This window comes from Arthrobacter sp. P1_B3 (genome assembly GCF_056406615.1).
On record NZ_JBFTZV010000024.1, the window covers coordinates 35,396 to 57,696 of the forward strand.

The window sequence follows — 22,301 nt, forward strand, 5'->3', positions numbered from 1 at the left end:
TGCGTTTACTGGCTTAGGTTGCGGAACTGAGCTCGGCGACCAAAACCTCGCGGCGTTCGGCGGTTGACCTCAGATCGACCGTGAGTTGGCCGCTGACCTCCTTGAGGACCACACCGTAGTCACGGGCGGCCGCCTCGGCGGTCGTGAAGCCGTCCAGCACGTCCTCGAGGACCTTCAGCGGGTCCCGCTTGTGCGGGTCACCGAAGCCACCACCGCTGGGCACGGTGATCTGCAGGGAGTCACCGGCCAGCAGTTGACGTCCGGTGACCTTGGACGGCCAGGACTCCTCGCCCGCCCGGCCGACGTTCTTCACGAGCGAGCCGTTGAGGCCGTCATGGCCGCCGAAGGCGCCCCATGGCACGTCCGACTCGTGGCGTTCACCCTCGCAGGTGATCGCGGTGTCGGTCAGGAAGGTGTTCTCCCGGACGATGCCGATGCCGCCGCGGAATTCACCGGCGGCCGCCGGCTCGGAGCGCAGTTCGTAGCGGTCGGTGCGCATCGGGAACCGCCACTCGAGCTCCTCGATCGGGTTGTTGCGGGTGTTGGCGATGAGGTTGTCTACGGAGTCCGGCCCGTCGCTGGTGGCGCGGGCGCCGTAGGAGCCCTCGTTGACCTCGAGGTAGACCCAGTACTCGCCCTGTTTCTCGTCCCATCCGGAGTAGGAGATGAAGTGGATGTGGGCGGAGTTGCCGGCGGTGACGCGCTCGGGGATGACGGGGGCGAGGGCCCGCAGGGCCAGGTCGACGGCCCGCTGTACCTGGGAGAACCGCGAGAAGGTTGCGGCCGGGTACGTGGGGTTGAAGATGGTGCCCTCCGGGGCGATGACCTTCAGCGGCTTGAGCATGCCCTCGTTTTGGGGCACGAACACGGGGAAGGCGACCTCGTCCAGGAATATCATCCGGGTGATGAACGTGAATGCCGAGACCGTCGTGCCCTCGAATGCGCAGTTGTAGGCGGTGGGCACCTGTTCGGAGGATCCGGTGAGGTCGTAGGTGATCTCGTCACCCTCGATGATCACCTTCACGACGATCGGCAGCTTCTTGCCGTAGTTGCGGCCGTCGTCGTCCAGGTAGCCGACCTCGGTCTCGTAGACGCCGTCGGGGATCTTGGCGATCTCCTGGCGCAGCATCCGCTCCGAGTAGTCGATCCAGCTCTGGCCGGCTTCGCGGACCGCGCCGAAGCCGTACCGCTCGATGAGGGCGGTATAGCGGGACTTGGCCAGCTCGCAGGCGGCGATCATCGCCTGGAAGTCGCCCTCGTTGGAGGTGGGTGTCCGGGTGTTGTTGAGGATGTGCCGGATCAGCGATTCCTGGCGGACGCCCTTCTCGGAAATCTTCACTGCCCGGAAGATGGTGCCTTCGGACTGGATGTCCTGGATGTCCACCATCAGTCCGGAGTACGCACCGCCGTTGTCGATCAGCTGGCCCGAGGCGCCGGCGAAGCCGACGAGTTCCCCGTCGTGGAAGATCGGTTCGATGATCGCGACGTCGGGGGAGTGCGTGGCGCCGAGGTACGGATCGTTGTGCAGGATGATGTCACCGTCGTGGATGTCGTCGCCGAGGACCGAGATCACACCCTTGACGATCTTGGGCATCGAGCCCATGAACATTGGCGTGGAGTCGGACTCGGCCAGCACGTTGCCGTCCTTGTCGAAGAGCCCTGCACCGAGGTCCTCGGACTCACGGATGATCGAGGAGTAGGCCATGCGGAAGAGCACCGATGCCATTTCCTTGGCTGCGGAGTTCAGGGCGCCGCCGATCACGCGCATCAGGATCGGGGTGGCCAGTTTCTCGGCGCTCTGGGTGGCGGCCGGGCAGTCGATGACGAGGTTGCCGGCTGCGTCCACCGCTCCGGAGAATCCCGGAGGAATAACTGTGGTGGAGTCGTACTGCTCGATGATGGCGGGGCCGGTGAAGGTGATTCCCACGCCCATCCTGTCGCGGTCGTAGAAGCCGGTGTCCAAGGTGACCGGCTTGCCATCCTGTTCGAAGGTCACCGGGCGGGTTTCCACCAGGGCGTCATCGAGGGAACCGGACTTGATCGCTTCCGGCGTGGGCAGGTCATCCATCAGGGCGCTGGCCTCCACGCGGATGTTGATGACTTCCACAGTGCCGTTCTTGAAGCGGTGCCCGTACTCCTCGAAGTGGGCGTCGTGGAAGGCTGCCTCGGCCTTTTCCAGCCAGGCCTGGTTAACCGGTCCGGCGGGCGCAGTGAAGCGGATCTCGTACCCCTGGCCCTCGTAGCGCGCGTCGGCGAGCCATTCGAGCTTGCGGCGTCCGGCTGGCACATCCTCGGCATCGAGTTGGGCGTTGGCCTCGCGCTCCAGTTGCTCATAGGAGCCCTGGATGGCGGCGGGGTCCGCGCTGGCGAACGTGAACCGCCTCGTGGCGACGAACTCATACTTCTCGTCGGTAGCCAGCAGGCCGGTCGCAGCCATGATGCCCGGGTGGGCCGGGATCAGCACCTTCGGGACCTCCAGCTCCGCGGCGATCTCGCAGGCGAACAGTGCGCCGGCGCCGCCTGCCGCGACGAGGGTGAAGTCACGTGGATCGTAGCCGCGGCGTACGGAGTTCTGCTCGATCGCCTGGGTCATGCCGAACTTCTGGATCTGCAGCGCGCCGAGGGCGGCCTGGTCCACGGACATGTTGAGTTTTTCCGCCAGACCTTCCATGGCCTTTCGGGCGCCATCGAGATCCAGATCCATGCCTGAGCCTGCCAGGACGCGGTCAGGACGCATGCGCCCCAGCAGCATCTGGGCGTCAGTTGATGTCGGCTCCGTCCCGCCGCGGCCGTAGCAGACCGGGCCCGGGACGGCGCCGGCAGACTGCGGACCGACGCGGAAGACCCCGCCGGCGTCGACGTAGGCGATGGAGCCGCCGCCTGCGCCGATGGTGTCGATGTCCACCATCGGGACCATTGCCTGGTGGTCGCCGATCTTGGTGTCCAGCAGGTGGCGCATGCGCAGTTCACCCTGGTAGGCCACACCGATGTCCGCTGAGGTCCCCCCAATGTCCAGAGTGACCACGTTCTCGAAGCCGGACTGACGACCGGCCCACATGCCGCCGATCAGGCCGCCGACCGGTCCGGACATCATCAGTGTGACGGGCCGCTTGGCGGCTTCCTTGATCGGGACCATACCGCCGGACGACTGCATCAGCAGGATCTCCCGCTTGTAACCCAATCCTTCTGCCTGCTCCTGCAGGCGGTAGAGGTAACGGGAGACCCGGGGCCCGACATAGGCATTCAGCGCCGTGGTGGAAAACCGCTCATACTCCCGGTACAGGGGCACGATCTCGCTGGAAAGGGACAGGTAGGCCTCAGGGAACTCCTCCGCGACGATTTCCCCGATCCGCTGCTCGTGGGCGGGATTCAGATACGAGTGCAGCAGGCAGACGGCGATGGCTTCGACTCCGGCCGCCTTCAGCTCGTGCACGCGCTCACGGACCTCGTCCTCGTCCAGGGGAACCAGGACCTCGCCGTTCGGTGCGGTGATGCGCTCCTTGACGGTGAGCCTGTGGCGGCGCTTGATCAGGGGCTTGGTCTGCCAGGGCAGATCCTGCTGGAGGGAGAAGTTGTACGGCTTCTTGTGACGGGCGATGTGCAGGATGTCCCTGAAACCCTCGGTGGTGATCATCCCGACCTCCGCACCCGTGTGCGTCAGCGCGGTGTTGGTGGCGACAGTGGTTCCGTGCACCAGCTGGTCGATCTCCGAAAGCGACACACCGGCCTTCGCGCAGAGCTTTATGATGCCGTTGATCACGGCCTCAGACGGATCGTGCGGGGTGGAGGGAACCTTCTCCACAACGGCGATGCGCTGGTCGTCGTCCGAGAAATACAAGTCGGTGAATGTACCGCCGACGTCTACTCCGATGCGCTTCATAAGGGGGTCCTTTCGAAAGTTTGGTTCAGGACTGGGTTGAAGGTAAAGACGGGGGCCTCTCGGCCGGGCCCGGATTCACCCGGGATTGGAGCTAGTCCGCTGGGCCGGGGGTCCGGTCCCGCAATCCGATGTGCGGTAGCTCACATCGTTGCTTAGAAAGCAATTTAGTTCCTTTATGAACAACGCGCAATGCTTTTGACGTTCATTTCTTGGGACTTCCCCTTTTGCGTCAGGGGACGTGCGCCTCCCAAAGTGTTGGAGAGCAGCTTGCGGAAGGATTCGGCAAGGCTCTGCCAAGCAAGGTGGGGAGGGGGGAGGACGCGATCGCCGAGGGCTTCCGCCCGATCATCGTCAAGGAGGCCGTGGGCGACCGCGTGCCAGGAGTCGTGGCGTGGAACCTGTTCGATATGGACTCCAAGTTCGGCGACGTGKAGCCGCTGGAGAACGTCATCCAGTACCTGAACAACCTGCCCGACTTCGCTGATACCGTCCCGACCTCGGCGATCCCGGTCGCCAGGGCTGCCGTCGCCTGATCTGACCCTCAATGCCACAGCGCGGCCCCGGATCTCCTGGGCCGCACTGCGGCGTGCCGGGACAGGTATGATTTGTCCTCCGACGAGAGAGGTTGGATGGGCACACCGTACGATGGCTACGGTGACTGCGCGTAGCGCCTGGAGAGGGAGAACCCATGCTTGACCCACAAACAACCACTGACAAACCGCAAGGGGCGGCAGCATCGCTGCTCAACGGTCTTACCGTGCTCGAAGCCTTCTCCGTCGCCAAGCGTTCCCTCCTGGGCGTCACGGAGATCTCCGAGCTCGTTGGCCTGCACAAGAGCACGGTCTCCCGGATGCTTAGCGGCCTGGACGAAGCCGGCTACGTGCAGCGCGACGAGGAAACAGGGCGATACCGCCTCGGGCTCGGGATGATCGGCCTGGCCGGACCACTGCTGGCCGAGCTTAGCGTCCGCCGTGCCGCCCTGCCCCACCTCGAAGAGGTCACACAGGCCACCGGCGAAACGGCCGCGATCGCCGTTTGGAACGGCAGCAACGCGATTGTCGTGGAACAAACGGCTTCCACCCACCAGGTCAAGCACAGCGCGGCGATCGGCACGCGCTACAACAAGTTCGCCAGTTCCTCAGTCCGCGTGTTCCTCGCCGAACTGCCGCCCGAGGAGACCGACCGTCTGCTTGCCGACCGTACGGTCCTGCGGGAGGGCTACCTCGGTCTCGAAGACCCGGCCCACGAACAGCTCGTCGGCGTGCGGGACGACGGCTTCGCCGTCAACGACGGCGAGACCACTTACGAGGAATACGGCGTGTCCGCTCCTGTGCGGGACTACCGGGGCGAAGTCGTCGGCTGCATCACAGCCAGCGCGCCCAGATCCCGAGTGCAGTACATGCAGAGTCAGTCGATCCTGCGCGATGCCGTGCTAGAGGCCGCGGCGCGGGTGTCTACACGGTTGGGCAGCCTGCCGGGGAAACAGATCCAGGTCGCTGACGGCGCTGTTGGCTGATCCGAGCAGGAGCCGATGGGCCTGCGAGTCGTGATCCTCGATGGTTTGCCAGAGCAGGGACCGACGGAACCTCAAGCAGGGCCACCCCCTCGAAGTTGGCAGCTGCTCCCTCTCGGAAGACTTTTTCCAAGTGCGACAGCGCGGTCAAGCGTCTCGATCTGAATGCGGTCGAATACACGATGTTGCTGACGTTCGCCTAGCCGCGTGGATGAATCACCCCGGAAGCGAGGCCGCCCAGCCCAAGCGGGTGGATACTTCCGAGGCAGCCTGTTGTACGGCTTGAACCAGAGCATCCTTGGTGGCGTGCTTGTGCACACGGGAACGGGGGGCGGATGCAGTGATGCACCCAACCACCTTGCCCCGGTAATCCCGAACCGGAGCGGAGACCCCAAACTCCTCCTCCGTAGTCGAACCGTCGTTAACGGCGTATGCCTGCCGGGCGACTTCCTGCAGGTGGGCGGTGTGGTCCAACGGCAAACCATCTCCTGCCGTGCGTAGTATCTGCCCGGATTCGATCAGTTCGGTCGCGAGAGCCGGCGCCAGCTCCGCCAGGAAAACCMGCACCGAAGAGCTCTCGAATTTGTTGTACCGGGTTCCGATGGTGGCAGTGTGTTTGACCTGATTCGGGCTGGCAACCTGCTCCACGACGATGGCCTCGTGACCATTCCAGACCGAGATAGCGCTGGTCTCTTGGGTGCTTTCGGTTAACCTCTCCAAATACGGAACCGCAGCACGGCGGACATCCAGATCCGCCAGCAAAGGGGCGGATAACGCGAGGAGGCCCAGCCCGAGCCGATACCGTCCCGTCTCCTCATCCCGCTGGACATATCCAGCTTCTGTTAGACCGCTAAGGATGCGTGAGACCGTGCTCTTGTGGAGGCCAACACGCTGAGCAACCTCAGTCACACCAAGAACCGGACTTTGAACGGAAAAGGCTTCCAGTACAGCAAGACCATTCAACAGTGACGCCGCAGCTCCTTGGACCTGCCCGTTGTCCTGCCTCGGCCTGCCTGCCACCTTCATCCTTTCGCGCTACGTGACTATCCCGCCACTCTTTGGGGCCATCATATGCCGCAAACTGTACCCGCCTCACTGAGGTTGTCAGTTCCATACTGCGGACGTGAGATTAACGAACAGAAAGCCCGCCTTGGCGGGCCTTCAAAGTGTTCCGCTCAGACTACATCCGAGTTTCGGCAGGCTTCCCTGCCTTTGCCTTGTCCCGAAGGGGCTGCTTTGCTAGCAACATAGTCACAACAGGAGCAACGCACATAGGCCTACTGTGCGCTCTATCCACCCGATATACCTGACCAGGCGGGCCGACGATGTTGCTCGTGGAGCAATGGGAGCCTCATCAGAGAAACCGGGGGATGTTGTCATCGCGTGGCACGAATGTTTCCGCCGGGAAAACTGCGGACGCCTCAGCCCGTGCAGCTGGGGTCGGCGGGCGGCCCCCGGGCAGGCACTGCTGATCGCGCCCGGATCGTGGTCAGCAGTGCCGCCGCGGCCGCGAACCGGACCCTCGCCGGGCTGCCGGAGTGACGCACTCGCCGATGCTCGCCCTATCGAAAGTTGGTGCGGTGGAGATGCGGACTCCGGGCACCTCTGGTGCTGTGCCGGTTCGTGCGCTACAGTATCCACTACAGCAACCTCGTTGCTACCGTAGAAACACAACAGCCGAGAGAGTGGAGAGAACCATGACAACAGAGACAGAGACGTCCAACGACATCGAAGCCCGTCTTGCAGCAGTGCTGGAGGAGGCGTTCGAAGCAGGCACGGGCATCTACAACGAGCGAGGATTCAAGCGTCGGATCGGCTACGGCAACCGCCCCGCCGTCATCCACATCGACCTCGCGAACGCTTGGACCCGTCCGGGCCACCCGTTCAGCTGCCCGGGCATGGAGGAGATCATCCCGAACGTCCAGCGGATCAACGAGGCCGCGCGCGCCAAGGGCGTCCCGGTCTTCTACACCACGAACGTGTATCGCAACCGCGACGCCACCTCCGGGACGAACGACATGGGTCTGTGGTACTCGAAGATCCCCACGGAGACCCTTCCGGCGGATTCCTACTGGGCGCAGATCGACGACCGCATTGCGCCTGCGCCCGGCGAGGTCGTGATCGAGAAGAATCGCGCCTCGGCGTTCCCGGGGACGAACCTGGAGCTCTTCCTGACCTCCAACCGCATCGACACCCTGATCGTGACCGGTGCGACCGCGGCCGGGTGCGTGCGCCACACCGTCGAGGACGCGATCGCGAAGGGCTTCCGCCCGATCATCCCCCGGGAGACCATCGGCGACCGCGTCCCGGGCGTCGTGCAGTGGAACCTCTACGACATCGACAACAAGTTCGGTGACGTGGAGTCCACGGATTCGGTGGTGGAGTACCTGAACCGCCTCCCGCAGTTCGAGGACACGGTCCCGAAGACCCTCTCGGATCCCCAGCCCGAGGTGGCGACCCCCGCGGATCCGGCCTGAGCCGCACCGCACTCTCGGAACCCCGCGGCCCGGCATCCCCAGGCCGACCCGACGACAGCCGGCACCCCTCAGCGGGTGCCGGCTGTCGTCGGGTCGGGCTGGGCTGCGGTGATGAGTGCGTTTCTGGAACACTGGCTGGACCGCCGACGAACTGCGCTCGGCCGGCCTCAGCGAACCCGAGAAGAAGCTTCGCGTGCGCAAGCGTGCAACGTGCCGGAGCACGCTGACGCCGTCGGCGTCGGCGTCGGCAAGGACTGAACAGCCTCACCACCACGGTAGCCTCTCGCCCACGGTAATGATGGTAAAGGTCCTGAACCGGCGTGACTCGTCGCCCACCTGACGCGTGCGAACGCTGTCTTCCTCATGATTTGTCCACCGGTCCAGGACCCCCACCAAGCTCGTTGAGCCAGGCGGGCGACAAAGGCTTCGCCGGCCGGGAGTTCGAACGGTTCATCACCGAGGACCTCGGCGCGCACCTGATCCGCCCGGACCGCAAAGACGAGAAGCCCCGCTTCGGGAACTTCGGCGGCATCCGGCAATGGATCGAATCCGTCTTCGACACCCTCAAAGGCCAACTCACCCTTGAACAGCACGGCGGACGGGCCCTCGCCGGAGTCTATGCCAGAGTCGCGGCCAGACTCTTCGCACTCGCCGCCGGCATCTGGCACAACTGGCACATCGACGCACCCCGCAAACGCTCACTCATCGCCTACGACCACTAAACGAATACGGACTCACTCATCTAGGCAGAGAAAGCCTTTCCGGTACGACATCGGATATCCACGACGTCGACGCGGACTGCCCGTCTTACGTCCATCGCCCAGGCCATGACGGAGGAATAATCCCAAGGACAGCGCCACATTCAGTCAACAGGGAGCGCCCAAAGCGGCAGGTCTCGATAGGCCGAAGAGCGGGCCTGCTCACAAGGTCCCTCCAATCGAAGCCGGTTGCAGCATCGGCCCTGTCGCACGAGGCGCCTTCGGTGCTGTTGGCGCTGAGAGGCAATGTCGGACATAGAGCGCCGGTGCGAACGAGTAGCCGGTAACCTCCGCCAAATCTGGCTGACAAGAGCGAAGCGGTTCCACCTTACGGGACATGACCACGTTATGCGCGACTCCGAAGCCGCGGGAAGAGCTCGGACATCGCCGCGCCCGTGAGGCGCGGCGTCAAAGGGACATTCTGGCAGGTCACCAGCTCGCCGAGGACCCCGGCGCGAGGTGGACAGGACCGCGCTTCGCCCGTTCGTTCTCCACGGTCGTCTGTGCGCCTCGCATCGGTCTAAACGTCTGCAGGACCCGTATCGGTCAATCCGTCACGGCAGGGCCTCAGGGCGCGCGAAAACTGTGCGACGACTTGATGGATGCCGCGAGGTCGGAGCGGAAGAATGCCAACACCTCCGCAGCACGAGCCGCGTCGCTGGAGGATGTCGCGACAGCACCCGCGAAGACCGTGCTGATCGCGCAGTCGGCGGGGAGGACGCCGAGGATGCGCACGCCGGGCTGCCCGACCAACTCGCTGAGCTGCTGCAGGCCGAGATCGACCTCGCCCTCGGCGAGCAGGCGCGCCACGGGCACGCCTGGACGGGCCTGCACCAGCCGGTCGCGGACCTCATCGGTCATGCCCCAGTGGTCGATCATTAGCAACAGTTCGGTTCCGCTCGGACCGGTGGAGTATCCGATGCGGGATGCCGTGCGCAGGGCGCTGCGAAGCTCATCGGCATTCGCAAAGGCCGTGCCTTCGGGACGTTTGGCTGCATCGGGGCTGCGTGTGGGCACGCCTACGGCTACCTCCGACAGGACGATCGGGGCGATGGATGCCGGATCGACGTGCCGCTCGGCAGCGAGGCGTTGGAGAGCGTCCACGGCGAGGAACACAAGGTCGAACGGCTCGCCGACGGTAACCCGCTGGGCGGCGTCCACTCCGCCGACGGATTCGAGCTGCAGAAGCGGTAGCCCCGCCGCGGCGGCAGCTTCAGCGAGGTCGGCGAGAACGTGGCGGGTGGCCATCGACGAGATCGCCCTCATGCGGCATCCTCGAAGGTCTCGGCGTCGACTTCGGCGGCAGATGCCGGTGCATAGCGCGCGCCAGAGATGGTGGCCGTGCCAATCAGCTCGCCGGCCCGCGCCAGCAGCGCGCCGTCGACAGAGATGCCGACCGCCGCCATGTTCTCGCGCAGGTGCGCGACGCTCGTTGTTCCCGGGATCGGCAGAACGTGATCGCCGCGGGAGAGCAGCCAGGCCAGTGCGAGCTGTGCGGGCGTGCAACCGGCCTCCGCGGCCAGCTCTCKCCAGAAGTCCAGCAGTGCCGCATTCGCACCCCAGTGCTCGGGCTGGAAGCGCGGCATGCTGCGGCGGATGTCGTTCGGGGCCATCTCGCCCGGGTCCTTGATCGCATCGGCCAGGAAGCCCCGTGCCACCGGGGAAAACGCAACCAGAGTCACGCCGTCCTCGCGAGTGGCGTCGAGCATGCCAAGCTCGGCATTGCGGCTCCACAGCGAGTACTCGTTCTGCACAGCCGCGATAGGGGTGATTGCCTGCGCCTCGCGCAGCCGCGCCACCGACACCTCGGACAGGCCGATTGCGCCGATCTTGCCCGCGGCGACCATCTCGGCCAGCGCGCCGACGCTGTCGCCGATCGGCACCTTCTTGTCCCAACGGTGCAGGTAGTACAGGTCGATGTAGTCGACACCGAGCCGGCTCAGCGAAGCATCGACCTGTGCGCGCAGCGTATCGGGGCGTCCATCGATGACTTTCACGCCGTCGACGGACGCCATCCCGCATTTGCTCGCCAGGAACACCTCGTCGCGGCGCCCCGCGATCGCGGCACCGACAAGTTCCTCGTTGCGGCCGCCGCCGTAAAGCGTCGCCGTGTCGAGCATCCCGATGCCTTCGTCAAGAGCCGCGCGCAGCATCGCCAGCCCCTCGCCACGCGACGGGGGGACGCCGTACGCGTGGCTCAGCGACATGCAGCCGAGCCCGGTGGAGGGCAGCCTCACGCCAGCTGCTTCTCAAGCGAGCCGAGCACGCGGTAGCAGTCGATCACCTGGCGAAGCGACGAGTTCGGCTCGCGTCCCTCGCGGATAGCCGAGATGAACTCACGATCCTGCAGCTCGATACCGTTCATGCTGACAGCGACGTGCGACACGTCGATCGACTCCTCACGGCCGTTGTAGAGATCGTCGTAGCGCGCGACGTAGGTCTCGGTGTCGCCGATGTAGCGGAAGAACGTGCCGAACGGCCCGTTGTTGTTGAACGACAGCGACAGCGTACAGATCGCGCCCGACTCGCTCTTGAGCTGGATCGACATGTCCATCGCGATGCCGAGTTCGGGGTGGATCGGGCCCTGGATCGCGTTCGCCTGCACGATCTTGCCTGCCTGGTAGGCGAACAAGTCGACGGTGTGCGCGGCATGATGCCACAGCAGGTGGTCGGTCCAGGACCGGGCCTCGCCCTTCGCGTTCGTGTTGGTGCGGCGGAAGAAGTACGTCTGCACGTCCATTTGCTGCACGTGGAACTCGCCCGAGGCGATCCGGTTATGTACCAACTGGTGCGAGGGGTTGAAGCGGCGGGTGTGGCCGACCATTGCGACGCGATTGGATGATTCAGCCGCCTCGAGCGCTGCCTCGGCGTCCACGAGCGAGTCGGCCAGCGGAATCTCGACCTGCACGTGCTTGCCGGCGGCGAGCACCGCCTGGGTCTGAGACGCGTGGAGCCCCGTGGGCGTCGCAAGGATCACCGCGTCGACGTCGTCGCGCTCGAGCACGGCGTCCAGGCCGACAACGGCGTTCGCGACGCCGTATTTCTCGGCGACCGCCTGGGTCGGTTCGAGCCGCGTGCCGCTGACGACGGTCACCTCGGCATCGGGGATGTTCATCAGGCCGTCGAGATGTTTCATGCCGAAGGCGCCTGCGGCGCCGACGACGGCCACACGGATCTTGTCAGTCATGGGGGCTCCTTTGTTGCGGATGCGGTCAGTCGGTCGGGTTCGTGAGAACAAGGTGGCCTACGGCGGTGTTCGACGCGGGCACGTGGTAAAAGCGGTGGTTCACCTCGGGGCTCTCGCCTCCGAACTGATCATCCATCGCACCGCGCGCGATGAGCCAGTCGACGAGCTCGATGCCCTCGGACCCGGCCTCGTCGACGTACTCCATGTGCTGCCATTCTGTCAGGCCCACGGGGTCGGCGATGAGGTGGTCCAGGAATGCGTTGTCCCACTCCTCGTTAATGAGGCCAGCGCGTGGGCCCTGCAGCTGGTGGCTCATGCCGCCGGTTCCCCAAATTTGTACGTTGAGCGGCTCACCGTCCCACTTGTCCAGCGCACGGCGGAGCGCACGCCCGAGTTCGTAGCAGCGACGTCCGGACGGCACCGGGTACTGCACAACGTTTACGGCGAGGGGGATGACCCTGACGGGCCATTCCTCGACATCGCCATACACGAGCGACAGCGGCACCGTGAGGCCGTGGTCTACGACCATCTCGTTGACGAGCGTGAGGTCGAAGTCGTCCTGGATCACGGACTGGGCGATGTGTGCGGCCAGCTCGGGATAGCCTTTGACGTCGGGCACCGGGCGGGGGCCATAGCCCTCGTCGGCGACCGGGTACTCCGCGCCGGTGCCGAGTACGAAGGTCGGGATGATCGAGGAGTCGAAGGCCGTGGCGTGGTCGTTGTACACCAGGATGACGACGTCGGGCAGGTTCTCCTTGGCCCACTTTCGCGTCCACTCATACCCGGAGAACACCTTCTTCCAGTACGGCTCCTCGGTCTTGCCGAGGTCCATCGCCGCGCCGATCGCCGGCACGTGCGAGGTGAATAGTGCCGAGGTGTACTGCGCCGGAGCATCCTGCCGCATCGTCTCGGCCTTCTGACCGGGCTCAGGAGGCGTCCATCCGTCGAGATCCTTGAGGCGGTTTCCCTCCGGGCGGCGCCCACCGCCGATCATCATGTCTCGGTACGCGGCCTCAGACATGCCCGTCATCGAGCCGGCCATCTGCTGGAAGCTCAGGCCGTGAGTGGCGCCGATCTTGGCCAGGAAGTAGATGTTCCCGCCCTCGGCGATGCAGGTGTTGAGGTCGATGTCGAGCACCGCCTGGCGCTGCACCGGGTTGAGAGGCCACTCGTCCAGGTACGCACCGCGGTCGGCCAGGTACCGTTCGCGGTTCTCCGGTTTCATCAGCGACATGCAGAACTGGTTTAGGTTGTAGCCCTTTCGGGCCTGCTCGGCATCAAAGATGGTGGTGCCAGGGACGTTCTTGTACGGTTTGTCGAGTGCCATGTCATACTCCTTCGGGCCAGTAGAGGCGGCGAGGATTGTCGACAAGCAGCTGCTGCTGCAGTTCCGACGTCGCCGCGATCTGCGGGATGTAGTCGACCAGAAGCCCGTCGTCGGGCATGTGGTCCTTGAGGTTGGGGTGCGGCCAGTCGGTTCCCCAGAGGACGCGGGAGGGGAACTCCTCGACTACGCGGCGGGCGAAGGGCACGACGTCGCGGTAGGCGTGCTGTTCGCCTTCGAGAGCGCGGGGGCCGGTGACGGACAGACGCTCAGGGCAGGAGACCTTGGTCCACACGTTAGTGTTCTCACGCATGAATCGCAGGAACAGTTCGAACTCGGGACCGTCCGGGTCCTTGGTCACGTCGGGCCGTCCCATGTGATCGACGACCAAGTCGGTCGGGATCGACGAAAAGAAGTCGTACAGCTCGGGCAGATCCTCGGCCTCGAAGTAGATCACAACGTGCCATCCAAGTGGCGCGATCTTGGTCACGATCTCCTCGAGCGAGTCGGTGGGCACGCGGTCGACCAGACGTTTCACGAAGTTGAACCGGACGCCCCGTACCCCGGCCTCATGCAACTCGGCGAGTTGGTCGTCGGTCACGTCACGGCGGACGGTCGCAACGCCGCGGGCGCGACCTCCGCTACGCTGCAATGCGTCGACCAGGGCCCGGTTGTCGGAACCGTGGCATGTCGCCTGTACGATGACGTTGCGGTCGAATCCCAGCTGGTCTCGCAAGGCGAACAGCTGGTCCGCCGAGGCGTCGCACGGGGTGTACTTGCGCTGAGGTGCGTAGGGGAACTGCCCGCCCGGCCCGAACACGTGGCAGTGGGCGTCTACAGAGCCCTCTGGCAGCCGGAACGTCGGTGTGCTCGGTCCGTCATACCAGTCGAGCCAGCCCTCCGACTTCTCGAAATCTCCGGTGGTATCGCCGTGTGTCATCATCAGTTCTCCACGTATTCCAGGCCGGCCTTGGCGAGAGGCTCGCGCATGCCGTAGATATCCAGGCCCAAGACGCCTTCACGGAACTTCACGCGTTTGGCTTCCTCGTTATCCTCGCGCTTCTGGCTGGCGTCTGCCACCGCTCCGACAAGCTCGCCCGGGACAACCACGACGCCGTCGACGTCGGCCACGACCACGTCGCCAGGGTTCACCACGGCGTTCGCGACCACTACGGGGATGTTCACCGATCCGAGGGTGGCCTTGACCGTGCCCTTGGCGTTGACAGCGCGGGAGAACACCGGGAAATCCATCTTCTCCAGATCGGCGACGTCGCGGACACCACCGTCGATCACCAAGCCCTTGCAGCCGCGGGCGGTCAGCGAGGTGGCGAGCAGCTCACCGAAGAAGCCGTCCTCGCTTTCGGTGGTGCAGCCGGCGACGATCACATCGCCCTCCTGCACCTGCTCGGCCGCGACGTGGAACATCCAGTTGTCACCGGGCTGCAGCAGCACGGTCACTGCCGGACCACAGAGCTTGGCGCCGGTGTAGGCCGGCCTGATGTAGGGGCGCAGGAGCCCGACTCGCCCCATCGCCTCGTGGATAGTGGCGACGCCGAACTGCGAAAGCCGTTCGACGTCCGTGGGATCCGGACGTTCGATGTTGGTGCGGACGATGCCGAGGTTGTTCAGTCGCATTTGATGGTCCTCTCAGAGTCCGCGCGCAGTAAGGGCGCGGTCAAGCCGTGGGTAGACACGGCGGGCGTTGGCTTCGAACACCTGCGCGCGCTGTGCGTCGTTCAGGTTCGTGGTGGCGTCGACGTACCGCTTGGTGTCGTCGAAGTAGTGTCCACTGCGCGGGTCGACGTCGCGCACGGCGCCGATCATCTCGCTCGCGAAGAGGATGTTCTCGGTCGGGACGACCTTGGTGAGAAGGTCGATGCCCGGCTGGTGGTACACGCAGGTGTCGAAGAACACGTTGTTCAGCAGGTGCTCCTCGATTACGGGCTTGCCCAGCGCCATTGCGAGTCCACGGAAGCGCCCCCAGTGGTAGGGAACGGCGCCGCCGCCGTGAGGGATTACGAGCTTCAACTCGGGGAAGTCGCGGAACAGGTCGCCCTGGAGCAGTTGCATGAACGCGGTGGTGTCGGCGTTGAGGTAGTGCGCTCCGGTCGTGTGGAAGGCCGGGTTGCACGACGTGCTGACGTGCACCATCGCCGGGATCTCGTACTCGACGAGTTTCTCGTATATCGGGTACCACGAGCGATCGGTCAGCGGCGGGGACGTCCAGTTGCCGCCGGACGGGTCGGGGTTGAGGTTCACGGTGACAGCGCCGAGTTCCTCGACGGCGCGAGTAAGCTCGGCAACGCTCGTCGCGGGATCCGTACCGGGGGACTGGGGGAGCATCGCCCCCATTAGGAAGTGTTCGGGATAGAGCTCGCTGACGCGGGCGCACAGGTCGTTGCAGATCCGGGCCCAGGTCTCGCTCACAGCGAGGTCTCCGATGTGGTGCGCCATGAACGAGGCACGAGGGCTGAATACGGTGACGTCGCTGCCGCGCTCGTTCATGAGCTTGAGCTGGTTGGCCTCGATGGTCTCACGGATGTCGTCATTGCTGATGCGCAGGGTCGCGGGGTCAGGAGCGTCCGCGCGTCCTTCAGTGAATGCGATCTGCAGGTCACGCCAGGCTCCGAGCTGTGTTGGAGCTGTGGTGTAGTGGCCGTGGATGTCGATAATCACGTGTGTCGTCCTTGTCACTGGGTGTAAGCGGTGCGAGAGCAGCTGCACGTCGTTGAATCAGTGCTGCCCCAAACTGACTTTAGGGGTGTTTGCCACTGTGATCCAATAGATATGCAAAGACAGAGCCATAGATAGGATCTATGAGATGACGTTCACCGACCTCAACCAGCTCCGGACATTCGTCACGCTCTACGAGCTGCGCAGCGTCACGGGCGCCGCCAGGCGACTGCACGTGACACAGCCCACGGTCAGCTATTCCCTGAAGCGGCTCAGGGAGCGGTTCGGCGACGAGCTGTTCCGTCGCGAAGGGAACGACATGGTGCCGACCGCGAAGGCGACGCAACTGTTTGGGCCCCTACACAACGCCTTGGCACAAATAGACGCGACCGTCATGGGATCGGACGTGTTCGAACCGACCGGATTCAGCGGCGAACTCGTCCTCGGACTCACCTCGATCGGCGAGCAGACGTTCCTCCCACCGATCATGACCGCCCTCGGGCGGGTCGGCGCCGATCCGCGGATTCAGGTAGAACGGCTCGATTCAGACGAGGTCGAGGGCGGGCTAATCCGCGGCACCATCGATCTGGCACTGACCGTGTCGCGGATCAGCACACCGCGGCTGTGGAGGACGCACGTGCGTTCGGTCGAATACGTGGCGCTGTCGTCCGGGTCCCATCCACTGCCCGCGACCGGGCCTGACATGTTCGAGGGGAGGCGCTTTGTGCGGGTTTCCGCCCGTGGCGGGCACGTCTATCCTGTGCAGGCGCTGACCGAACACGACTTGATGTCCCAGGTCGTGCTGACCATGGAGGAATACGGCACCGTGCCCGCCGTGCTCGAGGCGACGGATCTGGTCGTCCTGCTGCCTCGACATGTAGCGGGGGTGTTCTGCGGCTGGTTTCCCGGCCTTCGCATCGCCGAGCTGCCCTGGTCCGGGCAGAGCACGCCGGTGGAGTTGTACACGCGGCGCGAGGCCAGCCTCTCGCAGGCGCAGCGATGGTTCCGCTCGCTGGTGCTTGATGCGGTTGCGGCGGATGAATACAGGTCGTAGTCGTAAGCGTCTGCGGGCGTCTCAAAATCGGACAGGCCGCTCACGCTGCATCGGCGCAACTGAAGAGGTCGGTGGGGACGGTGCGACGCGGTGTCGCCAGTCGACCTCGAGATTGTGAGGTTCTTGTAATGAAGGCACCTGTTATTCACGGCACTGGCAGCATGACCTGGGAGAAGGCCCGACCATGTCCTGCAGGGTGCTACCACTCGCTCTTGAGAATCGGCTGGATCGTAGGCCACCTCATCGACGCGACACAGGCAGGACAGTCAGGCTTCCCATCGCCGGCCGGTCCAAGCGGAGCGCTAGCGTTTCGTCCTGTTCCAGCTGGCCTTACCCGGAGCGAACGGGCTACGCACATGGATCGACCATGACGAGTGCGGGTGGATCGTCAGAATCGCGTGCTCCCACCAGGCGCGGGCTTCGTTTGAGAGCTCCGGTAGAACCGCATCCTTGTCGGCGTCGTCCTCCGGACGGGGACGCAGCGCCTTCCAGACCAGCTGCACCTCGGGCGCCCCGGTCGGGATGCCGTCGACGTCGATCACTGCACGATCCCACGGCAGTTGCAGTCGGGGATCTCGGCGATAAACCCAGACGCGATCCGTGCCGTCCTCGACGTCGACCTGCAGTACCCATGCGCCCGTCGCGTCGTCATGGATACGGATCGGCTGCAGATCGGCATCCATATCAGCCTCTGCCCAAGGGAGAACGCCGTCGCCTGACGGAGCCCACGCGCTAAACGGCGCCGGCAGGTCTTGCACCAGTTGGGGCAGGTCGGCGATCGTCGTGCTGACATCGACATTGTCGTGCTCGCGAGTGTTAGTGCCGAGCCAGTGGTCGAGCGCCACCCCTCCGGACAGCCACCAACGCGCCGATGACGGCCCGAGCAGCTCCGCTATGACTCGCGGGGGCAGGGGTTCCCAGCGCGTCGCGAGGGTGGGTGCGGATGAGGCCATGGCTCAAGGCTACCCGTAGGCGGCGGTGGTTTGTCGAAATGGCATTGGGATCGAACCCACCTGTCCGTGAACCGTCCCGGTTTTGATGCCGCTATCTTCTGTGAGACAGATAGTGATTATGCCCAAGCAGTTCCCTTCACCCGGCCTGTGCCGGTAGGCAACAGCAGCCTCAACGGCGTGACGTAATCCGCCCATCGGCAGAGGCCCAAGCAGGGGGTAGCCCGAAAGGTTACCCTCCGATCGGAAACTCCTTTTTCTTTTTCATGCCGGCCCTGCGGGGCATGGACGACGACGGCGGGACCCCTCGCCGGAGACCCGCCGCCGTCGGACTGCCGTCAGCTGCCCCTTTTGTACGGAGACGCAGTTCAGATGGGTGTGGCGTCCGTCATGAGAATAGTGGGCTGCGCCGCCTGGGTGAGGGACGACCTGAAGATTCAGGGTAGAGGGGTGCGGAGGGTCGTGGAGTATTTCCTGATGGGCGACGCGCAGCTCGATGGCAGTGGCCAGCGGCTCGCCTGTCCCGGGGTTGCGGTTAAAGCGCGGGTGGGCGCCGCTTGAGACCTGTAGCCGGATGCGGTGGCTGCTGCGGAAGCGGTGGGCTGTCGGCCAGAGCTGGATGTGGACGGTTCGGATTCTTTCGGGGTCCGGGAGGTTGTTTCCTGGGTGCAGGCGGATGATCCCGTCGCAGAGATTTAGTGACCGGCCGTGCGGATCCACGTCGCAGAGCCTGGCATGGAAGTCTGTGTGCTCGAGGCTGGAGCGGATGTACAGTGTCGCGGTGACGGGGCCGATGACGTCGAGATCGGTTTCCAACCGGTTGCTGGTGAAGGTCAGGACGTCCGTGCCGGCTTCGAGTGTCCTGTTGTCCTGGCTGCCGGCGCCCCAGCCGACGACGCTGCCGCCAGCCGCGGGTGTCGGGTTGGCCGGGTCGTAGACGTAACGGGACGGGGGCGAGGGCGGGGCCGGCCGCATGTCGAGTATTCCGGCAGGCTGCAGGTACCACCGGGCCGGACGGCCGGTCGCCGGGGGCCAGCCGGGCAGTTCGGCCCAGTGGCGGGTGCCGGTGACCCGCACCCTGACCGGCAGAGCAGGTTCTGACGGGCGTCGGTTTCCGAGCGCGCGGTCAAGCGTGGCGAACGCATCGCGCTGGTAGGACCGGAGTGCCATGTTCCGGCCGTGAGCCGCCGAGCTGATGAACAGCCGCACGGATCGTCCCGGGCGACTTAGCGCTGCGTAGTCGGCAAGGACGTTGGGGAGGAAGAAGTCCCACCACGCTCCGGCCAGATGCACGACCGGAGGCATGTTCGAGGCGTTGGGGCGGTAATCCATTGCCGCCCAGTATTCGTCGTAACGCTCGTGCCGGATCCATTCCTGGAAGTATCCGATCCGGTCACCCGTGGCGACCCTGTCCGCTCCACTGACCGGCAGCTGGTTCGCGGCGCGCGTCAACCGGGCCTTGGCCGTGAGCGCCGACACGGTCCGGGTCCGGATAGATTGGTCCGGGCTAAACATGCTGCTCACCAGTTGGGCCCATCCGAGGGCGTTGCCGAGGGCGAAGACACCTCCGGGGTACATGAACGTGTGATAAAAATCCGATGGACCGACGTCGAGGATCGCCGCTTTCCATTCGGGTATCACCTGGGAGGCCAAGTCCCATTGGGCGTACCCGAGGTAGCTGGCGCCCCACGTGGCGAACGCGCCGGGGAACCAGTCCCGGCCCCGCATCCACTCGATGATCGCCAGGCCGTCGTCGCGGTTCATCACAAATCCGTTGAAGGTCCCGCCGGATCCGCCGGTGCCGCGCAGGCTCTGGACAAGGACCTGGTAGCCTCGCTCGGCGATCAGCCGCGACACGAGGATGTTGGCTGACCCCCTCCCATACGGCGTGCGGATCAACACCACCGGCGCCCGGGCGTCGGTCACCGGAAAATACCGGTCCGCCAACAGCACCACCCCATCCCGCGCCGGGATCGCCAGATCGCGCTGCACCCCTACGGATGGCGACCGAACCGGTGGAAGGCCAAGCAGCCAGCCCAGAAGCCGGCCAGACGTACTCACCGCCTCACTTTTCCTCCCACGAGAGGACCTCCTTAGCGGGCTGGCCCCGTTGTTCCTTCTAGAACGAACAGTGGCTCTCAGCACCAGGCGGACTCGCATAAAAAGTTTGCTGCTGAAGTGGACTGACTTGCGAGTTGCCGCTGCAGATAAGCATGCATGTTCTTCGGATACCGGGCCACTCTTTCTCCGGGACGGTTCTAAGGCCTTCGCCGCTGGTCTGGGAGAGTGGGCGGTCAAATCGCGGCTTGAAATGGCGGTTTGCGGTTCCGTCTGCGCGCGGCTGTGCGGGAACAATTTAGATGAGTCTTTCGCGGCGGGGGAGCGGTCGGAGGGTGTTGCGGTAGGGGGCCGGCATAGGTGCAGGGGCCAGACGCTTGCCGGCCGGGGCCCTCAACACCGCCCCGGACCACGGCTGGCGCTTAGATGATCCGCGGCGCGCACATCAGTGGCCGCGGGCTGAGCCAGGTTCTTGGGCACTTCGAAATCGTTAGGATGGCGGGTATGGGGCTAGGCACAGTGCTGATCTGCGGTGCCGGTATCGCCGGCCCGACCCTGGCTTACTGGCTGGCCCGGGAGGGATTCCGCCCGACGGTCGTCGAACGCGCCCGGGGACTGCGCTCCAGCGTTAACCCGGTCGATGTGCGTCGCGGGGCCGCCCAGGTGGCCGGCCGGATGGGAATCCTGCCGCGTTTGCGTGACGCGGCCACCGACGCGACCGGCTTCGCGTTTGTCACACCCTCCGGCCGCCGGATCGGTCCGCTAAGGCTGGGCCGGTCAAATCGCGGCGAGGTCGAGGTGCCCCGGGCCGACCTATCGGCGATCCTCTGTGATGCCGCCCGCGACGATGCCGAGTTCGTCTTCGGCGACTCGATCACCGCGCTGCGCCAGGACGCCGGGGGAGTCGACGTCACCTTCGAGCACGCGGCCCCGCGCCGGTTTGACCTGGTGGTTGGCGCCGACGGGCTGCACTCGAGCGTGCGCACCCTGGTGTTCGGCCCGGAGGCGGACTTCGTCCGCCACCTCGGGCTGTACGTCGCCACACTGCCGCTCGACCGCCTCGCGGCAGATCCGGCCACGATCCTGATGTACAACGCGCCGGGCCGGTCACTAACGGTGCACCCCGTGCGGGGCAGCGAGGGGGCCGCGTTCATCTTTCGCGGCCCGGACCGGCCCGGGCTCGACCGGCGCGACGTCGAGGCCCATAAGCGGATCACTCTCGACGCCTACGCCGGCTGGCCGGCACCCGCGCCACCCGTGCTGCCTGAGCTGCTCGAGCGCCTGCGCGCCGCCGACGACCTGTACTTCGACTCGGTCAGCCGGGTCCGGCTGCCGGCCTGGTCCCGCGGCCGGGTCGCGCTGCTCGGAGACGCCGCCTCCTGCATGTCCCTGTTCGGAGACGGATCCAGCCTGGCCATGATCGGCGCCACCACCCTGGCCGAGACATTGGCCGTCACCCCCGAGGACCACGCCGCCGCCTTCCGCGCCTACGAAACCCGCCACCGCAAAGCCAGCGGCCCGAGCCAACGCGGCCATACTCTCGCCTCCGCGCTGCTTGTGCCCGCGACACATACCGGCATTACCGTCCGCAACCTCACCGCATGTTTGCTCCCACGCGTGCCGACCCCACCACCGCGCTCCGCGGGATCCAAGTGACCGGCCCTGCGAACGCCTCAGCGGGGCGAACTCGAAAGCGCAACCGGCACACCGGCCCGCACCGCAGATCCTTGCCCCGGCGCGTCGGCGGCTGACGCAGATGGGCGAGTGAGCGCCGGGACGTTATTCACGCCATCTGGGGTCCGAACAGGATCTGCTGTCGGCTTTTGAGTACGTTGGGGAAGCTGCGTGCATCATCGACCGCAGCGGCACCGCCTACCGCCTGGCCCTGGATCCGAACCGCCACCTGATCCTGGGACCCTCCCGCGGCCCGGTGGAATTCCATTGGCTCCGCCACGCGTGGCTGGACGCGCAAAACGCGCACCCGGAGGGGCACCGGCTCCGGCGCTTCTACCCCGCTACCCGTCACGAAGTGGTCTCGGACCTGTTCGAAACCCTCGGCTTGGAACGCGGGACAGCACCGGCCGCGGGCGCCTGGTCTCTGAACATTGACGGCCTTGCATCACACCCGTCCAACATTCAGGAGATCGACCAAAGGCTCGCAAGCCAGGACCGGCTGGAGCAAGCCCGTGTGGAGGACCCCTTCGGACACCTCTACCGGCCCGCACGACACCGTAAACACCGGTACCTGCGGCCCGCCGCCGGATCCATCCTCTACATCGAAATCCCCGCCCGCGGCTCCATGAGTTCGCGGTGAAGACCGCGCAACGGCCGGTGTTAAGGGTCCGTCCAGATTGATGCCGGCCCGGGAAGCGCGGCCCGGCCGGTGTTATCGTCGGCAGTGAACACGACGGCGGGCATCGCGCGGAG

17 protein-coding genes and 1 pseudogene are annotated in these 22,301 nt (G+C 65.3%); 7 read left to right on the top strand and 11 right to left on the bottom strand.

Annotation, left to right across the window (positions count from 1 at the left end; translation table 11 throughout):
* Window positions 1-13: 13 nt before the first annotated feature.
* Window positions 14-3,880 carry a hydantoinase B/oxoprolinase family protein gene (locus AC1D2F_RS19640; RefSeq protein ID WP_364746201.1) on the bottom strand — a complete coding sequence of 1,289 codons (3,867 nt, stop codon included), beginning with the start codon at window positions 3,878-3,880 and terminating at the stop codon, window positions 14-16.
* Between the two features lie 302 nt (window positions 3,881-4,182).
* Here AC1D2F_RS19640 and AC1D2F_RS19645 point away from each other — a divergent pair, with 302 nt between their 5' ends.
* Together AC1D2F_RS19645 and AC1D2F_RS19650 are read left to right on the top strand one after the other, a co-directional pair.
* Window positions 4,183-4,413 (top strand): hypothetical protein, encoded by a 231-nt coding sequence (locus tag AC1D2F_RS19645; RefSeq protein ID WP_476967526.1) that lies wholly within the window; start codon window positions 4,183-4,185, stop codon window positions 4,411-4,413.
* A 155-nt stretch (window positions 4,414-4,568) separates the two neighbouring features.
* A complete protein-coding gene (locus AC1D2F_RS19650; protein ID WP_229994293.1) occupies window positions 4,569-5,396 on the top strand; it encodes an IclR family transcriptional regulator in 828 nt (275 codons plus the stop codon).
* Window positions 5,397-5,609: 213 nt separating this feature from the next.
* Here AC1D2F_RS19650 and AC1D2F_RS19655 read toward each other — a convergent pair whose 3' ends face one another.
* Window positions 5,610-6,356 (bottom strand): IclR family transcriptional regulator, encoded by a 747-nt coding sequence (locus tag AC1D2F_RS19655; protein ID WP_476967527.1) that lies wholly within the window; start codon window positions 6,354-6,356, stop codon window positions 5,610-5,612.
* A gap of 734 nt (window positions 6,357-7,090) precedes the next feature.
* Here AC1D2F_RS19655 and AC1D2F_RS19660 point away from each other — a divergent pair.
* Both AC1D2F_RS19660 and AC1D2F_RS19665 read left to right on the top strand, forming a co-directional pair.
* Window positions 7,091-7,870, top strand: a complete 780-nt coding sequence (locus tag AC1D2F_RS19660) for an N-carbamoylsarcosine amidohydrolase (protein ID WP_229994295.1) — start codon at window positions 7,091-7,093, stop codon at window positions 7,868-7,870.
* A gap of 416 nt (window positions 7,871-8,286) precedes the next feature.
* A pseudogene (locus tag AC1D2F_RS19665) lies at window positions 8,287-8,592 on the top strand (IS982 family transposase); the annotation flags it as partial.
* Window positions 8,593-9,195: 603 nt separating this feature from the next.
* Here AC1D2F_RS19665 and AC1D2F_RS19670 read toward each other — a convergent pair.
* The 7 genes from AC1D2F_RS19670 to AC1D2F_RS19700 are packed head-to-tail and all read right to left on the bottom strand — an operon-like array spanning window position 9,196 to window position 15,815.
* A complete protein-coding gene (locus tag AC1D2F_RS19670) occupies window positions 9,196-9,894 on the bottom strand; it encodes a substrate-binding domain-containing protein (RefSeq protein ID WP_229994296.1) in 699 nt (232 codons plus the stop codon).
* Window positions 9,891-10,865: an aldo/keto reductase gene (locus tag AC1D2F_RS19675; RefSeq protein WP_229994297.1), complete on the bottom strand. Its 975-nt coding sequence runs from the start codon at window positions 10,863-10,865 to the stop codon at window positions 9,891-9,893. The genes AC1D2F_RS19670 and AC1D2F_RS19675 overlap by 4 nt, the downstream gene beginning before the upstream one ends.
* Window positions 10,862-11,815 (bottom strand): Gfo/Idh/MocA family oxidoreductase, encoded by a 954-nt coding sequence (locus tag AC1D2F_RS19680; protein ID WP_229994298.1) that lies wholly within the window; start codon window positions 11,813-11,815, stop codon window positions 10,862-10,864. The genes AC1D2F_RS19675 and AC1D2F_RS19680 overlap by 4 nt, the downstream gene beginning before the upstream one ends.
* Window positions 11,816-11,840: 25 nt before the next feature.
* Complete coding sequence (locus tag AC1D2F_RS19685; protein WP_229994299.1) at window positions 11,841-13,142, bottom strand: protocatechuate 4,5-dioxygenase subunit alpha/beta; 1,302 nt, start codon at window positions 13,140-13,142, stop codon at window positions 11,841-11,843.
* Window position 13,143: 1 nt separating this feature from the next.
* Window positions 13,144-14,082 carry an amidohydrolase family protein gene (locus AC1D2F_RS19690; protein WP_476967528.1) on the bottom strand — a complete coding sequence of 313 codons (939 nt, stop codon included), beginning with the start codon at window positions 14,080-14,082 and terminating at the stop codon, window positions 13,144-13,146.
* Window positions 14,082-14,774 (bottom strand): 4-carboxy-4-hydroxy-2-oxoadipate aldolase/oxaloacetate decarboxylase, encoded by a 693-nt coding sequence (gene ligK, locus AC1D2F_RS19695; protein ID WP_229994301.1) that lies wholly within the window; start codon window positions 14,772-14,774, stop codon window positions 14,082-14,084. The genes AC1D2F_RS19690 and ligK overlap by 1 nt, the downstream gene beginning before the upstream one ends.
* A gap of 12 nt (window positions 14,775-14,786) precedes the next feature.
* Window positions 14,787-15,815, bottom strand: a complete 1,029-nt coding sequence (locus AC1D2F_RS19700; protein ID WP_229994302.1) for an amidohydrolase family protein — start codon at window positions 15,813-15,815, stop codon at window positions 14,787-14,789.
* Window positions 15,816-15,960: 145 nt separating this feature from the next.
* On the opposite strand from AC1D2F_RS19700, the gene AC1D2F_RS19705 reads away from it, so the two are divergent.
* Window positions 15,961-16,866 (top strand): LysR family transcriptional regulator, encoded by a 906-nt coding sequence (locus AC1D2F_RS19705; RefSeq protein WP_229994303.1) that lies wholly within the window; start codon window positions 15,961-15,963, stop codon window positions 16,864-16,866.
* Window positions 16,867-17,168: 302 nt separating this feature from the next.
* Here AC1D2F_RS19705 and AC1D2F_RS19710 read toward each other — a convergent pair whose 3' ends face one another.
* Entirely contained in the window at window positions 17,169-17,819 is a 651-nt protein-coding gene (locus AC1D2F_RS19710) for a nucleotidyltransferase domain-containing protein (RefSeq protein ID WP_229994304.1), read from the bottom strand.
* Window positions 17,820-18,080: 261 nt separating this feature from the next.
* Window positions 18,081-19,877 (bottom strand): CocE/NonD family hydrolase, encoded by a 1,797-nt coding sequence (locus AC1D2F_RS19715; protein ID WP_229994305.1) that lies wholly within the window; start codon window positions 19,875-19,877, stop codon window positions 18,081-18,083.
* A 501-nt stretch (window positions 19,878-20,378) separates the two neighbouring features.
* Here AC1D2F_RS19715 and AC1D2F_RS19720 point away from each other — a divergent pair.
* Both AC1D2F_RS19720 and AC1D2F_RS19725 read left to right on the top strand, forming a co-directional pair.
* Window positions 20,379-21,530: an FAD-dependent monooxygenase gene (locus tag AC1D2F_RS19720; RefSeq protein WP_364746214.1), complete on the top strand. Its 1,152-nt coding sequence runs from the start codon at window positions 20,379-20,381 to the stop codon at window positions 21,528-21,530.
* Between the two features lie 274 nt (window positions 21,531-21,804).
* Window positions 21,805-22,188, top strand: a complete 384-nt coding sequence (locus tag AC1D2F_RS19725) for a hypothetical protein (RefSeq protein WP_364746217.1) — start codon at window positions 21,805-21,807, stop codon at window positions 22,186-22,188.
* The last annotated feature ends 113 nt before the right edge of the window (window positions 22,189-22,301 follow it).

Bases quoted from the DNA above. Each gene is read 5' to 3' on its own strand.
- AC1D2F_RS19690 (WP_476967528.1), bottom strand. From the start codon at position 14,082: ATGATGACACACGGCGATACCACCGGAGATTTCGAGAAGTCGGAGGGC.
- ligK (WP_229994301.1), bottom strand. From the start codon at position 14,774: ATGCGACTGAACAACCTCGGCATCGTCCGCACCAACATCGAACGTCCG.
- AC1D2F_RS19670 (WP_229994296.1), bottom strand. From the start codon at position 9,894: ATGAGGGCGATCTCGTCGATGGCCACCCGCCACGTTCTCGCCGACCTC.
- AC1D2F_RS19705 (WP_229994303.1), top strand. From the start codon at position 15,961: ATGACGTTCACCGACCTCAACCAGCTCCGGACATTCGTCACGCTCTAC.
- AC1D2F_RS19720 (WP_364746214.1), top strand. From the start codon at position 20,379: ATGGGGCTAGGCACAGTGCTGATCTGCGGTGCCGGTATCGCCGGCCCG.
- AC1D2F_RS19640 (WP_364746201.1), bottom strand. From the start codon at position 3,880: ATGAAGCGCATCGGAGTAGACGTCGGCGGTACATTCACCGACTTGTAT.
- AC1D2F_RS19660 (WP_229994295.1), top strand. From the start codon at position 7,091: ATGACAACAGAGACAGAGACGTCCAACGACATCGAAGCCCGTCTTGCA.
- AC1D2F_RS19710 (WP_229994304.1), bottom strand. From the start codon at position 17,819: ATGGCCTCATCCGCACCCACCCTCGCGACGCGCTGGGAACCCCTGCCC.
- AC1D2F_RS19685 (WP_229994299.1), bottom strand. From the start codon at position 13,142: ATGGCACTCGACAAACCGTACAAGAACGTCCCTGGCACCACCATCTTT.
- AC1D2F_RS19680 (WP_229994298.1), bottom strand. From the start codon at position 11,815: ATGACTGACAAGATCCGTGTGGCCGTCGTCGGCGCCGCAGGCGCCTTC.
- AC1D2F_RS19650 (WP_229994293.1), top strand. From the start codon at position 4,569: ATGCTTGACCCACAAACAACCACTGACAAACCGCAAGGGGCGGCAGCA.